At 68.6% G+C, this 14,169-nt stretch carries 12 protein-coding genes and 1 pseudogene; 4 read left to right on the top strand and 9 right to left on the bottom strand.

The genetic code is table 11. From position 1 onward, the window contains the following. Positions 1-21: 21 nt before the first annotated feature. The 7 genes from V7067_RS02195 to V7067_RS02165 all read right to left on the bottom strand — a co-directional run bounded on the left by V7067_RS02195 (position 22) and on the right by V7067_RS02165 (position 6,957). Positions 22-921, bottom strand: coding sequence for an SMP-30/gluconolactonase/LRE family protein (locus tag V7067_RS02195; RefSeq protein ID WP_334174233.1), 900 nt, complete (start codon positions 919-921; stop codon positions 22-24). Beyond that, positions 918-1,751 (bottom strand): FadR/GntR family transcriptional regulator, encoded by an 834-nt coding sequence (locus V7067_RS02190; RefSeq protein ID WP_334174232.1) that lies wholly within the window; start codon positions 1,749-1,751, stop codon positions 918-920. Before V7067_RS02190 ends, V7067_RS02195 begins: the two co-directional genes overlap by 4 nt. A 25-nt stretch (positions 1,752-1,776) precedes the next feature. Continuing rightward, positions 1,777-2,952 (bottom strand): mandelate racemase/muconate lactonizing enzyme family protein, encoded by a 1,176-nt coding sequence (locus V7067_RS02185; protein WP_334174231.1) that lies wholly within the window; start codon positions 2,950-2,952, stop codon positions 1,777-1,779. Between the two features lie 59 nt (positions 2,953-3,011). Continuing rightward, positions 3,012-3,815, bottom strand: a complete 804-nt coding sequence (locus tag V7067_RS02180; RefSeq protein WP_334174230.1) for an ABC transporter permease — start codon at positions 3,813-3,815, stop codon at positions 3,012-3,014. Continuing rightward, positions 3,812-4,687 (bottom strand): ABC transporter permease, encoded by an 876-nt coding sequence (locus V7067_RS02175; RefSeq protein WP_334174229.1) that lies wholly within the window; start codon positions 4,685-4,687, stop codon positions 3,812-3,814. Before V7067_RS02175 ends, V7067_RS02180 begins: the two co-directional genes overlap by 4 nt. 13 nt (positions 4,688-4,700) lie before the next feature. Beyond that, the gene (locus V7067_RS02170; RefSeq protein ID WP_334174228.1) at positions 4,701-5,789 is read right to left on the bottom strand and encodes an ABC transporter ATP-binding protein; all 1,089 of its coding nucleotides are present in this window, start codon (positions 5,787-5,789) and stop codon (positions 4,701-4,703) included. A 148-nt stretch (positions 5,790-5,937) separates the two neighbouring features. Next, positions 5,938-6,957, bottom strand: a complete 1,020-nt coding sequence (locus V7067_RS02165; protein WP_334174227.1) for an extracellular solute-binding protein — start codon at positions 6,955-6,957, stop codon at positions 5,938-5,940. A 257-nt stretch (positions 6,958-7,214) separates the two neighbouring features. On the opposite strand from V7067_RS02165, the gene V7067_RS02160 reads away from it, so the two are divergent. Continuing rightward, positions 7,215-8,018 carry an SDR family oxidoreductase gene (locus tag V7067_RS02160; RefSeq protein ID WP_334174226.1) on the top strand — a complete coding sequence of 268 codons (804 nt, stop codon included), beginning with the start codon at positions 7,215-7,217 and terminating at the stop codon, positions 8,016-8,018. Positions 8,019-8,024: 6 nt separating this feature from the next. On the opposite strand, the gene V7067_RS02155 is transcribed toward V7067_RS02160, so the two are convergent. Together V7067_RS02155 and V7067_RS02150 are read right to left on the bottom strand one after the other, a co-directional pair. Continuing rightward, positions 8,025-9,026, bottom strand: coding sequence for a hypothetical protein (locus tag V7067_RS02155; protein ID WP_334174225.1), 1,002 nt, complete (start codon positions 9,024-9,026; stop codon positions 8,025-8,027). A gap of 78 nt (positions 9,027-9,104) precedes the next feature. Continuing rightward, entirely contained in the window at positions 9,105-10,034 is a 930-nt protein-coding gene (locus V7067_RS02150; RefSeq protein WP_334174224.1) for a dihydrodipicolinate synthase family protein, read from the bottom strand. A gap of 490 nt (positions 10,035-10,524) precedes the next feature. Here V7067_RS02150 and V7067_RS02145 point away from each other — a divergent pair, with 490 nt between their 5' ends. The 3 genes and pseudogenes from V7067_RS02145 to adh form a co-directional block, all read left to right on the top strand. Beyond that, positions 10,525-11,997, top strand: a complete 1,473-nt coding sequence (locus tag V7067_RS02145; RefSeq protein WP_334174223.1) for a sensor domain-containing diguanylate cyclase — start codon at positions 10,525-10,527, stop codon at positions 11,995-11,997. A gap of 147 nt (positions 11,998-12,144) precedes the next feature. Continuing rightward, a complete protein-coding gene (locus tag V7067_RS02140) occupies positions 12,145-13,116 on the top strand; it encodes a GAF domain-containing protein (RefSeq protein ID WP_334174222.1) in 972 nt (323 codons plus the stop codon). Between the two features lie 358 nt (positions 13,117-13,474). Next, positions 13,475-14,169, top strand: a pseudogene (adh, locus tag V7067_RS02135) (aldehyde dehydrogenase); the annotation flags it as partial.

Genomic DNA, 14,169 nt, shown 5'->3' with positions numbered 1-14,169 from the left:
GAACGCCGGCGGCAGGCGCCATCATTGCACAGACGGGACGAAGGGGCGCTCCGGCAGGCCGCCGACGCCGGGTTCCAGCGCGAACAGACTGCCGGACAGCGGTGCCGCCGCCAGCACCACGGCGGGCAGATCGACGCGCGCGGTGGTGACGAACAGCGTCGCCAGACCCGGCCCGCCGAAGGCGAGGCTCGTCACCCGCGGCACCGGCAGCGGCAGCACGAGGGCGCGTTCGCCCGACGGCGAAAAGCGCGTCACGCGCCAGCCATCCCAGTGCGCCACCCACAGAAACCCGTCGGCATCGACGGTCAGCCCGTCGGGATAGCCCTCGTCGACCGCCATCGATGCGAAGACGCGGCGATTGGTGAGCACCGAAGCGCCGGGTGCCACGTCGAAGGCCAGAATGCGGCGGCCGACACTGTCGCTCAGATAGAGTGTGCGGCCATCGGGCGAGAACGCCGGGCCGTTGACGACCGTAAGGCCGGCTTCCGCCAGCACGGGTGCCGCGCCGGACTGCCAGCACCACAGCGCGCCGCGCGGGTCCTGTTCCGCCAGATCGCTGGTGCCGATCCACAGTCGTCCGGCGCGGTCCACCTTGGCATCGTTGTAGCCGATGGCGGTGCGCCCCGCCTCCGGGTGGCAGAGCGGGGTCAGGCTGTCGGCCGCCCAGTCATAAAGCCACAGCCCGTCGGGGGCGGTCAGCACCAGCTCGCCGGCCGCCGGACCGGCGACGATGGCGCCGAGCGGGCCCGGCCGGGCGGGAAACCGTGTCGTCAGCGTACCGTCGGCCTCCAGCCGGTGGAGACGGATGCCGGTGAGATCGAGCCAGTAAAGGTGGCCGTCGCAGGGGTGCCACAGCGGCGCCTCGCCAAGGGCATCGGCACTGTCGCACAGCAGCCGGATCGCGGGGCGGCGAGCGCTCATTTGCCCTTCCTCATGCGTTCGCGAAAGCGGGCGCGGGCCTTGTGCAGGTGCGTCTTGCCATCGAGGATCGTCCGCATCATGGCGTTTTCGGCCGCCGCCGCATCGCCGCGGTTGATGGCCTCGAAAATCTCCCGGTGCACGGCAACATCATCGTCGAGCTGCTCGTCGCCCACCAGCGCTTCCTGCTGGATACGGAAACTGATCTGCAGAAAATTCGCCACGATGTGCGCGAAGCGCTTCAGCAGCAGGTTGTGAGAGGCGCGGAACACCGCCATGTGGAACGACACGTCGGCGCGCGTGTAGGCCGCCGGATCGCCGGTTGCAGCCCGCATCGCCTCCCACGCCTGCCCGATGGCGGCGATGTCGTCCAGCGTGGCCCGGCCGGCGGCAAAGCGGGCGGCCGGCGGCTCCACGATCTGGCGCATCTCGATCAGGTCTTTCAGAACCTCGTCGCCGTCCTCGTTGAAATCGTGCCAGGCGAGCACGTCGGCATCGAAGATGTTCCACTGGTCGCGTGCCCGCACGCGCGTGCCGATCTTCTGGCGGGTTTCCACCAGCCCCTTGGCGGCGAGAACCTTGATGGCCTCGCGCACCGAAGTGCGCGAGGCGGAATAGCGCTCCATCAGCTCGCTTTCACGCGGCAGCAGGGTGTCGGGCGGATAGAGCCCCCGCACCACGCTTTCGCCGATGTCGCGGATGAGGCGCCCCTGCAGGCCGCGCAGCCGGTAGCCGGTGGCGCCGTTCTCCGCGCCGGTCCCGCCATCGGCCTCATCGTCGGCCTCGGCCGGCGTATCGGGCAGAGAGAGGTCTTGCCCCGGCATCCGTGTCATGGCTCGTCCCCCTGCCCTGCTGCACTCAGGCCGCGACCGGCGAACGGAACACCGTGCGCCCGCCGACGGCGATTTCAACATCCACCCGATAGGTCTGCAACGCTTCCACGCTGACCTCGATGCCGAGGCCCGGCGCCTCCGGGGCGGCGATGGTGCCGTCTTCGGCGCGGGTGATGTGGTTGACCGTCAGCGCCGCGGCGAGCGGCTGCAGCGCCACCGGATATTCGCAGATCGTCGCCTCTGCAACGCCCGCGAACGGCTGCAGCGAGGCGCTGAGCGCGAGATTGGAGGTGAAGGTGTGGTTGACGTAGGTCACCCCCTTCGCCGCCGCGTGGTCGGCAACGCGCTTCGCCGGACCAATGCCGCCGATACGGCCGCAGTCGATCTGCACGAAGCCGATGTTGCCATAATCGATCAGGTTGCGCGCCATATGGAAATTGTGCGCCCCCTCGCCGCCGGCGAGCCGCACCGGCGTGCGCGCGGCCAGCGCGGCATATTCGGCATAGGCACTGGCGGCAAACGGCTCCTCAAGCCAGGTCGTGCGCGCCGCTTCCAGCGCCGGCAACCGCAGCGCCGCCCGCTCCACGTCCTCGCCGAAGATCTGGCCGGCATCGACCAGCAGGATGCCGTCCGGCCCCAGTCCCTCGCGGGCCGCCACGAGATGATCGGAATCCGCCGCCAGCCCGTCGCGCCCGAACGGGCCCCAGCCGAACTTGACGGCGCGGAAGCCGTTGGCGCGCGCCTGACGGCCGCGCTCCAGCGTCTCCTGCGGGGTGTCGCCGAAAAGCTGCGAGGCATAGGGCGTCTTGCGGCACGACTGCGCATAGCCGAGCAGCTTCCAGACCGGCTCGCCGCGCGCCTTGCCGAGCAGATCCCACAGCGCCATCTCGATGCCGGACCAGGTGTGCGCCGCCTGCAGCAGGTCCATGCTGTCATATTCGACCTGTGCGGCGATGCGGGCGATATCGGCCGGGCCCTCCAGCCGCTGGCCGAGCACGGCAGCGCCGACCGGCTGGCAGGCGCCATGGGACATCGGGCACACGAACGCGGCGATGGAGGGCAGCGGTGCGGCCTCGCACTCGCCCCAGCCGGTCAGGCCGCCGGCGGAAACACGCACCACGAGGGCATCCTGACTGCCGTCGGCGGCCGTGGTGATCTCGGGCATGGCCAGATAGAAGAAATCGACGGTCTCGATTTTCATGGGAAAGGGTCTTCTCCCGGAAGGGCTGGGCGTGGCGACTTGAAAGCCGCGAACGGCACTTACGAACTGTGGCCGGCCGGCCCGCGCTGCATCAGCCCGATGGCGAGCGTGATGAGGGCGGTGAACAGCAGGATGAGGGTTGCCAGAGCATTGATCTCCGGCACAAAACCGACCCGCATCATCGCCCACAGGCGGATGGGCAGCGTCGTTTCCGAGCCGGCGACGAACAGGGTGATCAGGGTTTCGTCAAACGAGATGGCGAAGGCGAGCAGCACACCGGAAATCAGCGCCGGGCGCATTTGCGGCAGGATGACGTAGAACAGCGTCTGCACCTGCGAGGCGCCGAGATCGAGCGAGGCTTCCGTGAGGCTGCGGCCCAGCAGTTGCAGCCGCACCAGCACCGTGCGGTAGACCACCGGCACGATGAACACGATGTGGCCGATGACGATGGTGACGAGCCCGCGCGTCAGATCGATCTCGCGGAAGGCGATCAGCAGCGACAGGCCGGTGATGATCGGCGGCAGCAGGAACGGCAGGAAGACCATCATCTGCATGAGGGTGCCGAAGGTGCGCCGGGCGTTCACGAAATAGAACGCGAACATCAGTCCCAGAACCAGCGAAGCGAGGCTCGCCAGCACGGCAACCACCAGCGAGACCGCCAGCGCCGACAGAATCTCGCCATTGGCGAGCAGGGCCGCATAAGGCGCGGCCGAGAACGGGGCGAAGCCCATGGCGCCGCGCACCCGCACGATCTGGAAGAACGACAGCGCGGCGGTGGCGATGAGCGGTGCGTAGAGGGCGATGAGGCCGGCGAAGGCCACAACGCCGAGCAGCGCATCGAGGACGGGCGCTTTCTGCCTCATCGCACATGCTCCCGCTTCATGGCCAGCCCGGCCAGCGCCACGGCCAGCAGCGTCGTGCCGAGCAGAATGACGGCCAGTGCGGAGCCCAGCGGCCAGTTGAGCGCCAGCCCGAACTGACTGAACACGATGCGCCCGAAGGTGAAGCCCTGCGTGCCGCCGACCATCTGCGGCGTGACGAAATCGCCGAAGGTCAGCACGAACGTGAACACCGCGGCCACCGCAATGCCCGGCCGGCCGAGCGGCAGCACCACATCGCGCAGCCCCTGAAGCGGGCTCGCCCCGAGATCGGCCGCAGCCGCCAGATAGTTCGCCGGTATGCGGTCCAGCGCGAGATAAACCGGCAGGATGGCATAGGGCAGATAGAGCACCGCCAGCGCGATGAAGATCGCCGTGCGCGAGAACAGCAGCGCCTCGACCGGCTGGTCGATGAGCCCCACCGCCAGCAACCCCTCGTTGATCAGGCCGCGCTGGCCGAGAATGGAGCGGATCGAATAGACCTTGATGATGTAGCTCATGAACAGCGGCAGCATGAAGCTCATCAGAATGAGGAAGCGCCCCCGCGCCGTGCGGCGGAAGATGAACACCGCGATGGCGGTGGCCAGCACCACGTTCACCACCGTTACTTCCAGCGACAGCAGCACCGTGGAGAGATAAACCGGCAGATAGGCGCTGTCGGTAAAGAAGGTGCGGTAGTTCTCCAGCGTCAGCGTCTGCACGATCTGTCCGTCGCGCAGCATCCAGAAGCTGACCATGACGAACGACAGGATCGGGATCACCACGAAGGCCAGCGGCAGGCCGAGGTTGAGAGCGTGCCAGAGCGCGGCACCGGCGAGCGGGCGGCGGGGCGGCGGGGAGCGGTCGGAGGCGGTCATGCGCGTCCCTCCCTCAGCCGGCCGGCACGAGCACGGCGGCATCTTCGGCCGACCAGCTCAGGGACAGGCTGTCGCCCGGCCGGATCGCGGCGGCCGAGCCGTCGGCAAGCCGGCGCACCTTCAGCACGGCATCGCCCAGCGCCGGCGCGGCCAGTTCGATGACCACGCTCGCGCCGAGGAAACGCACGTCGGTGACCGTGGCAATCACGCCGTCGGCGCCGGCCTGCCCGGCGGGCAGCAGGGCGATGTGCTCCGGGCGGATGGCAACGAGCACCGCGCTGCCGGTTGCCGGCGGCGGCCCGTCGGCGGCGGCGACGACACGGCCGGCCGGCGACAGCACGCGGCACAGGCGGCCGTCGCTCGCCTCCAGCCGGCCGGGAATGAGATTGTTTTCGCCGAGGAAGGCGGCCGTGAACGGCGTGCGGGGCCGGCGATAGAGCGCCTCGGGCGAGCCCTGCTGCTCGATGCGGCCGCGATTGACGACGATGATGCGGTCGGAAAGGGCAATCGCCTCTTCCTGATCGTGCGTGATGAAGACGAAGGCGATACCGAGGCGGCGCTGCAGGTCCTTCAGAAAGCGCTGCATCTGGGCGCGAAGTTCGACATCCAGCGCCGAGAGCGGTTCGTCGAGCAGGATCAGACGCGGTTCGCAGACGATGGCGCGCGCCAGTGCCACGCGCTGGCGCTGGCCGCCGGAAAGCTGGGCGGGATAGCGCCCGCCGAGCGCACCGAGCCCGACGGTATCCAGCACGGCAGCAACCTTGCCCGCGATCTCCGCCTTCGGCCGCCCGCGCACCTTCAGGCCATAGCCGACATTGGCTGCCACCGTCATGTGGTGGAACAGGGCATAATCCTGAAACACCGTGTTGAACGGCCGCCGGTTGATGGGCACCGCCGCCAGATCGCGGCCTTCGAACATCAGCCGGCCGCCGTCAACCGTCTCAAAGCCGCCGATGATGCGCAGGATCGTGGTCTTGCCCGAGCCGGACGGCCCGAGAATGGTCAGGAACTCGTTGTCGGCAACGGTGATGTCGATGCCGTCAAGAACGCGCACGCTGCCGTAGCGCTTCGAGACGTTCTCCAGATGCAGAAGAGGTTGCACGTCATTCCCCGCTTTGCGGTCGCAGGAGCCGGCGGCCGGACCGGCCGCGGCAGACAAGGGATGGGGCAGGCCGACACCCCGGCGGCGCCACAGGAGGGGGGAAGCGGGCGCGCCGGGGTGCGTCAGAGGCCGGACCCGTCAGGCAGGATCAGTTCGCGGCCTTGACCTCGTTCCAGATCGCCTGCCGGCGCGCGTAGTCTTCCGGGTTCTGCGCCCAGATGAGGCGGCCGGCATAATCCATGCCCTGCGGCGCGTCGGTGGTGGCGCCGTAGCCGTATTTCTTCGCCATATCGGCGCCGATCTTCTTCTGCAGGGCGAAGTTCATCCACGCATAGGCCGCATCGGCGTTGTCGCTGCCGGCGCTGACGGTGAGATTGTCGAGCCAGCCGACTGCGCCTTCCTTCGGAATGACATAGCCGACATCGAAGCCCTTCTTGCCGAGGTTGACGGCAGCAAGCTCGCCCATGGAGAACATCAGAACGACATCGTTCTCGCTCCAGATGGTCGTGCCTTCATCGAAGCCCGCATAATAGGTCAGCAGGTTCTTCTTCAGGGCAATGAGCTTGTCCTTCACCTCGGCGAACTGCGCGTCGGTCAGGTGGAACGGATCCTTGATGCCGAGGGCGATGGCGGCAAAATTGATGTCGTTGTTGGCATCGTCGAGCGAGATGACCTTGCCCTTGTACTTCGGATCCCACAGCACGGCCCAGCTGTCCGGCGGCGTCGGGAAGGTCTTCTTGTCATAGACGAGGCCGAGCGAACCCCACGCCCACGGCACGCCGTAGGTGACGCCGTCGAAGGTGGCGTTCGCCATCGGCTGGAAATCCGGCAGGAGGTTCTTCGCGCTGGTCAGCTTTTCCTTGTCGATCGGCGCGATCAGCTTCTGGTCGGCGAAGGCCTTGAGGCTTGCCGTATCGACGGTCACGACGTCGTAGTCCTTGCCGTTCGACGCCTTCATCTTGGCAATCTGCTCGTCGACGCCGCCGACATAGGTCACCTTGACGGTGATGCCGGTCTCCTTCTCGAATTCCGCGACCCACGCCGGATCGGCATAACCCTCATAGGCCAGCAGGCGCACCTCGCCGTTGGGGCCGGCCAGAGCCGGGGCCGCAGCGGTCAGGGTGAGGGCGGCAGCCGCTGTTGCGGCCAGCTTCTCAATCCAATTCATCGTCCGTTCTCCGTCTGTCCGGTGCCCGGCTTGAGCCGGTGCGCTTTGTTGTTTTTCTGAAAATATCATACTTTTTATTGCCGTCAATCGCCTCCCTGGCCTTCGTCGTCCGGAAATCCACGCAATCCGCCGATGAATGACGCCCTTATCGGCCCGGAAGCGGCATCGTTCCGGCTATGAAAAGGATAAATAATCGTATTTTATGCGGACCTGCCGGTCCGGTCGTGCGGCCGGCCTGTGTTGTGACGGAGAGCCCGATGCCTGAAACCGAAGCCCCTTCCCGCCCCGCCCGCCGCCTCGCCGGCCGCGTTGCCGTTGTCACCGGCGCGGCCGGCGGCATCGGACGGGCGATTGCCGCCCGGCTGGCCGCGGAAGGTGCCGCGGTGGTCGTCGCCGACATCGACGGTGCGCGCGCGCAGGCGACGGCGGCCGCGCTCGGCCCGGCTGCCATCGGCGCCCGGACCGATATCGCCGACGAGGCCTCGGTCGCCGCGCTGGCAGCCGTTGTCGAAGCCCGTTTCGGCCGCTGCGAGATTCTGGTCAACAACGCGGCGGTTACCGATGCCTGCGGCTTCGGCGATCTGACCTTCGCTCATTACCGGCGGGTCACGGCCATCAATCAGGATGGCGCCATCCGGGTCACGCTGGCGATGCTGCCGCTGATCCGCAAGGGCGAGGCGGCAGGGCGGCGCATTCTCAATATCGCGTCCATTCAGGGGGTGCGGGGTGCGCGGGATTCGCTCGCCTATGGCACCGCCAAGGGGGCCATCGTCAACTTTACGCGGGCGCTCGCCTGCGATCTCGCCGACGAAGGCATCCTCGTCAACGCGCTGGCGCCGGGCTTCATCGACACGCCGATGGCCGCCCTGCCGGACGGCAGCCACGAGCACGACGCGGCGTGGTTCCGCACCATCTATGTGGCGCACGGGCGCATTCCGCTGCGCCGCGGCGGCAGCCCGGAAGACATCGCCGGCCCGGCCTTCTTCCTGTGCTCCGACGATGCGCGCTATGTGACCGGGCAGGTGCTGCTGGCAGACGGCGGACTTTCGGCCACGTTCTGAGCGGCCTCAGAGCGGGCGGGCGGACAGGCGATAGCGGATTTCCACCGGCTGCGCGGGATCGATGGCGAGCGCAGTTGCCGTGCCGGAGGCGCGAACCGGATTGGCGGCCTCCGACACCGCGGTTGCAAAGTCGAAGGCCGAGGCGATCGGCTCAATGCCGAGGCCGCGATAGCGCCCGCCCCACGGCGCATCGGTCAGCGCCCGGTCGCTGATCCACAACTGGCAGGAAGGCAGCAACCGGCGGTCCCAGTCGATCACCAGCGCGGCGGCCTCGTCGGCAAAGTCAACCTCGACGGGCCCCGCCACGTCGCAGAGCTGCACGACATCCTCGGCCGGCCGGCTCTTGGGAAGCTGCGAAAGGTCGACCGTACCGCCGCCCCGGGCCGGCACCGCGGCGAGCGCGGAAAAGGTCTCGCCGATGGCCGAGAGCATCGCCCCGCCCGGCACCGCCGCCGGATAGGTGAACCCCTGCCGGAAGGCCACCCTGAGCGTCAGCGCCCCGGACGGCCTGTCGAGCGAGATGATCGGATGCAGGCCGGCGGAGAGGGAGGCCCGCCGCCGCGCCTCGACGACCAGCGACAGGTCCACCGCCGGGACGCCCGCCACCGCGCGGATGGTGCGCGTGAGCCGGCGGACGGCATGGCCGGCCGGATAATCGAGTGTGAAACACAGCGTGTCGGCCCCGACCGCCCGGCCGCTCCACTCTGCATTGGCGGCCGGGCCGTGCGGCGGATCGTTGGTCCGCTCAAGCCCGAGGCCCCGCCAGGCGGGCGCAACCTGTTCCAACGGCCCGCCGACACCGAACGGCAGGCAGGCGAACTCAGCGCCGAGGTGGCAGAGATGGGGTGCAAAACCGGCGGCCGCCATCTCCTCCGCCGGCCAGTGCGCCCGGGCGAAAGGCGAGAAGCGGCGGCCGCCCGGCAGCACGAAATCGAGCCCGGCGAGCATGGCGCCGGTTTCGCTCGCCTGCAGCGAGCCGCAATCCCAGTCGAGCGCGAGCACGGCCATCCGCAATCCATCCGCTGATCACGGGCCGTGACTATAGACGCGCGGCCCGCGCCGGCAAGGCCGCTTCTGCCGGCGCGCTCAGCGGCCCCAGCGCAGCACCAGCGGATCGAGCCGGCGGGCGATCTCGATCAGCCCGGCACGGGTGGCCGGGTGAAGCGGCTGCAGCGGATGGCGCACGGTGGCGGAGCGGATGACCCCGCCTTCCGCCATCAGTTCCTTGCAGGCGTTGAGCCCGCACTGCCGGTTCTCGTAATTGATGAGCGGCAGCCAGCGCTGATAGGCATCGAGCGCGTCGGAGCGGCGACCGGCGAAATAGGCGTCCGTGATCTGGCGAATGCCGTCAGGGTAGCCGCCGCCGGTCATGGCGCCGGTGGCACCGGCATCGAGATCGGCCATGAGGGTGATGGCCTCCTCGCCGTCCCACGGCCCCTCGATGGCCGCGCCGCCCAGTTCGATGAGCGTGCGCAGCTTGGCGGCCGCCTGCGGCACCTCGATCTTGAAATAGGCGAGGTTCGCAATCTCGCTGGCCATCCGGGCGAGGAAGGCGGCCGGCAGCGGCGTGCCGGCCACCGGGGCATCCTGCACCATGATCGGGATCGAGATGGCATCGGAGACGGTCTGATAGAATTCCCGGATCGCCGGCTCGGCGACGCGGAAGGTGGCACCGTGATAGGGCGGCATCACCATGACCATCGCCGCGCCCAGCTCCTGCGCGCGGCGGCTGCGGGCCGCGCAGACGGACGAGGCAAAGTGGGTGGTCGTCACGATCACCGGCACCCGGCCGGCAACGTGCGCCAGCACGGCTTCCATCACCTGATCGCGTTCATCGTCGGTGAGCACGAACTGCTCGGAAAAATTGGCCAGAATGCAGATGCCGTGGGAACCGGCATCGATCATGAAATCGATGGCGCGGCGCTGCCCTTCCAGATCGAGCGCGCCGCGGTCATCGAACACGGTGGGCGCAACGGGAAACACGCCGGTGTATCGGGCGGTGGCGGCTTCGGTCATGGTCGGCATTTCCTTCCGGTAGCGCCGGCACGGACCGGCTTTTTCTCTGCTTTGGTCTTGTCTCTGCTCTGGTTCTGGCAACGGCCCTGCGCGGCGGCGCCCGCACGGGCTTCCGCATGTTGCGCCGGGCACGCACCCCCGCCGCCGTCTCATGCCATAGTCTGCGCGGCCTGAATAGTCATATTAAATGATAATTTATCCGGCTTCGTCAGGGGTGTGGCCGGACGGCACGGCAACGGATAATCTGGGGGTTGCGGCGGGCTGCCATTCCGGCCCCGCCGGGCCACAGACGATTGCCGAAAGTGCGATGACCGCCCCTCCGTCCGCTCCCCCGCCCGATCCGACGCCGCCCGCCTGTGCGGCGGACGGCCGGCGATGGCCTGACGGCGCGCTGCCCGGCCGGGCGGACGGGGCCGGCGCCGCAGCCGACGGCGTGACCGCGGACGGTGTAACGGCGGATGGTGCGGCGGCCGGCGGGTTTCCGGACGGCATGGCGCTCGACACAGCGTTCGACATGGCGCTCTTCGACCTCACGCCGGTGTCGCTCTGGCTGGAGGACTACAGCGGCGTCCGTCGCCGGATGGAGCGCTGGGCGGCCGAAGGCATGACCGACGTGCGCCGCTGGCTGGAAGACGACCCCGCCCGCGTCCTGCAGCTTTCGGCCGAAATCACGGTGGTGCGCATCAACCGGCGCGCACTGGCTCTTTATGGCGCCCGCGACCTCGACGAACTGCGCGCGCACTTTTCGCAGATCTTCAGCGCGGCCAGCATTCCTGCCCTGATCAGCGAATTCGAAGCGTTGTGGAGCGGCGCCCGAACCCTGACCAGCTTCAGCATCAACCGCACCCTCGACGGCCGTCAGGTGGACATTGCCCTCGACGGCGTGCTGTTGCCCGGCGCCGAACACGACTGGTCGCGCGTGCTGTTCGCCATCCGCGACATCACCGCCCGCCAGCAGGCCATCGCCGCCCTTGCCCGCAGCGAGGCGCGGGCGCGGGCGCTGTTCGCCCACTCGCCGGTGGCGATGATGCTGCTCAACCTCGGCGCCGTGCGTGACCGGCTGGTGCGGCTGACACAGGACGGCATCGCCGATGTGGGGCGCTATCTGGAAGACAACCCGCAGGTTCTGCTTGAGGTGCTGGCCGATATCCGGGTGCTGGATGCCAACGAGGCGCTGCTGACGCTGTTCGGCATTTCCGATCTGGCGACGCTGCGCGGCTCGCTGCCGCGCTTCTTTTCCGCGGAAAGCCTGCCGCCGCTGCGGGCGCACATCGCCGCGCTGTGGAACGGCGACCACCTGCTGGGCGAGGTGGAAGGCCACAACGTGGCCGCCGACGGCCGGGAAATCTGGGCGCAGATCCGGGTGCGCAATCTGACCGACGACGCCAGTGACTGGTCGGAGATGCTGGTTGCGCTGAATGACATCACCGCCCGCAAGCAGGCTGAATCCTATCTCGCCTACCTCAGCTATCACGACGTGCTGACCGGGCTGCACAATCGCTTCTTTCATCTGGAAACCGTCGAGCGCCTCCGGCGTCAGGGGCCGTGGCCGGTCACGGTGCTGATGATCGACCTCAACGACCTGAAAGGCGTCAACGACCGCTTTGGCCACGCCGCCGGCGACGCGCTGCTGCGACGGGCGGCGCAGGTGCTGACCGCCACCATCCTGCCGCCGGGCATGGTTTCGCGCATCGGCGGCGACGAATTCGCCGTGCTGCTGCCGGGGCTGGACGAGGCGGCCGCCAGCACCCTGATCGCCGCGCTGGAGACGGCGGCCGGCACTCTGCTGCCGGAGCCGGACCAGCCGCCGCTGCGCTTCTCCATCGGCGCAGCCACCGCCGGGCGCGGACAACTGGCCGCCGCGCTGGAGCAGGCCGATGCCCGGATGTACGAAGCCAAGCGGCACTATTACCGCACTCACGATCGCCGCCACCGCGCCGACGAAGGGCTGGCGGGCGATTGACCCCTGCCATACGATTGACTCCTGCCATAATGGCGTCGGATTATATCGACATCATACGGCGTATCCGGCAGGCTGCGATTCCCCGGACCATGCCGGCCAATAAGAAGCGCCCCGACAGGGGCCCGGAAGCGACATGAGGTGGAAGCAATGATTGCGACGCCGGGCGGCCACCACGCCGAGCGCATCTTCAGCACCCTGCGCAATCAGGCCGCCACTGCACAATCGGTTGTCGCTGCTTCATGGTCCCGTTCGATCTCGAAATACGGCCTCGATCCCGAACACGCCCGCCCGCCGCAGCGCCTCACCCGCGGTGAGTTCAACGCTGCCTACGAGCAGCTTGAGCCGCTGGTGCGGCTGGCGCAGGGCACGCTCGACCGGCTGTTCCAGACCGTGGGCGATGCCGGCTGCTGCGTGCTGCTGACCGACCGCGACGGCGTTCCGCTCGACCGCCGCGGCTGCCCCGGCGACGACGACGATTTTCGCAGCTACGGCCTGTGGACCGGCATGGTGTGGAGCGAGGCCAGCGAGGGCACCAACGGCGTCGGCACCTGCCTGGCCGAGGGCCGCGCGCTGACCATCCAGCGCGACCAGCATTTCATGACGCGCAACATCGGCCTGTCATGCTCGGTTGCGCCGATCTTCGATGCCGGCGGCCGCATCATCGCCGCCCTCGACGTTTCCACCTGCCGCTCGGACCTGACGGCACCCGTGCTGAAGGTGGTGGCGGCCGCCGCCGTGGAGGCGGCGCAGAAGATCGAGGCCCGCAATTTCCGCGAGACGTTCTGCGACGCCCGCATCGTGCTGTGCCCGGAAACCGGGCGCGGCTCCGGCGGGCTGCTGGCGGTGGACCGGGAGGATCTGGTGATCGGCGCCAACCGCGCCGCCCGCCTCGCCTATGGCCTCACCGACGAACGCCTGGCCCACCCCTTCCCTGCCGGCGACCTGCTGAACGGAAGCAGCGCCGCCGGCGAAGACCTGCTGGCGGCGGAGCGCGGCGCGGTGCAGCGCGCGCTTTCGCGCACGCAGGGCAACGTTTCTGCCGCCGCCCGGCTTCTCGGCATCAGCCGGGCCACCATGCACCGCAAGCTCAGCCGGCTGGGCATCGCCCGGCCGCACTGAAGCGCCCTGCCCTGCCCGTGCCTTCCGGACCGCCCGCGCGAGAAGCTGCCCGGAGGGCTCCGCTGCCGGCCTTCTGCCCCGCAGAATAATCCCATGCAACTGCCGGGCAGACCGGGTTTGCGCCGGCGTGCGGCAGCCGTTGTGCGCCCGGCCTGCGCGGCCCGGCGCCGTGCTGCGATGCAAAACGAGGATGCGCCGGGCCTCTTGCGGCGCAGCACGTGCGACGACCGCCGACTGTCTCAGTCCTGCGACACCTTCCGCCCGCAAAATCGCGGCGGGCAGGTGACCTGACCGGCAAAGCAACCGATGCTCTGCCCATACCGACGCCGGAAAACGGCGCGACACTTAGGAGGAAACCATGAACAAGCCTGAAGTCTCCCGCACCACTGCGACCCCGTTCAAGCCGCGCTACGGCAACTTCATCAACGGCCAGTTCGCCGAGCCGAAGAGCGGGCGCTATTTCGAAAACTATTCGCCCATCAACGGCAAGCTGCTGTGCGAAGTGGCCCGCTCCGAAGCGGCCGATGTCGACGCCGCGCTCGATGCCGCCCATGCCGCCAAGGATGCGTGGGGCCATTCGAGCGTGACCGAGCGTGCGCTGATCCTCAACCGCATCGCCGACACGATGGAGCAGAACCTGGAGCTGCTGGCGACCGCCGAGACCTGGGACAACGGCAAGCCGATCCGCGAGACCATGGCCGCCGACCTGCCGCTCGCCATCGATCACTTCCGCTATTTCGCCGGCGTGCTGCGCGCGCAGGAAGGCACGATCTCGCAGATCGATCAGGACACCGTCGCCTATCACTTCCACGAACCGCTCGGCGTGGTCGGCCAGATCATTCCGTGGAACTTCCCGATCCTGATGGCGGTGTGGAAGCTCGCCCCGGCGCTGGCCGCCGGCAACTGCGTGGTGCTGAAGCCGGCCGAGCAGACGCCCGCTTCCATCCTCGTGCTGATGGAACTCATCGGCCACCTGCTGCCGCCGGGCGTTCTCAACGTCGTCAACGGCTTCGGCCTTGAGGCCGGCAAGCCGCTCGCCTCCAGCCCGCGCAT

Source organism: Pseudoxanthobacter sp., from assembly GCF_036822375.1.
GTDB lineage: Bacteria > Pseudomonadota > Alphaproteobacteria > Rhizobiales > Segnochrobactraceae > Pseudoxanthobacter.
The sequence above is the reverse complement of the archived record's forward strand: the minus strand, read 5'-3'. Positions and strand labels throughout refer to the sequence as shown.

What these genes read in the sequence shown, in the direction of transcription:
- V7067_RS02195 (WP_334174233.1), bottom strand. Translation starts at nt 921, where the DNA reads ATGAGCGCTCGCCGCCCCGCGATCCGGCTGCTGTGCGACAGTGCCGAT.
- V7067_RS02190 (WP_334174232.1), bottom strand. Translation starts at nt 1,751, where the DNA reads ATGACACGGATGCCGGGGCAAGACCTCTCTCTGCCCGATACGCCGGCC.
- V7067_RS02185 (WP_334174231.1), bottom strand. Translation starts at nt 2,952, where the DNA reads ATGAAAATCGAGACCGTCGATTTCTTCTATCTGGCCATGCCCGAGATC.
- V7067_RS02180 (WP_334174230.1), bottom strand. Translation starts at nt 3,815, where the DNA reads ATGAGGCAGAAAGCGCCCGTCCTCGATGCGCTGCTCGGCGTTGTGGCC.
- V7067_RS02175 (WP_334174229.1), bottom strand. Translation starts at nt 4,687, where the DNA reads ATGACCGCCTCCGACCGCTCCCCGCCGCCCCGCCGCCCGCTCGCCGGT.
- V7067_RS02165 (WP_334174227.1), bottom strand. Translation starts at nt 6,957, where the DNA reads ATGAATTGGATTGAGAAGCTGGCCGCAACAGCGGCTGCCGCCCTCACC.
- V7067_RS02160 (WP_334174226.1), top strand. Translation starts at nt 7,215, where the DNA reads ATGCCTGAAACCGAAGCCCCTTCCCGCCCCGCCCGCCGCCTCGCCGGC.
- V7067_RS02155 (WP_334174225.1), bottom strand. Translation starts at nt 9,026, where the DNA reads ATGGCCGTGCTCGCGCTCGACTGGGATTGCGGCTCGCTGCAGGCGAGC.
- V7067_RS02150 (WP_334174224.1), bottom strand. Translation starts at nt 10,034, where the DNA reads ATGACCGAAGCCGCCACCGCCCGATACACCGGCGTGTTTCCCGTTGCG.
- V7067_RS02145 (WP_334174223.1), top strand. Translation starts at nt 10,525, where the DNA reads ATGGCGCTCGACACAGCGTTCGACATGGCGCTCTTCGACCTCACGCCG.
- V7067_RS02140 (WP_334174222.1), top strand. Translation starts at nt 12,145, where the DNA reads ATGATTGCGACGCCGGGCGGCCACCACGCCGAGCGCATCTTCAGCACC.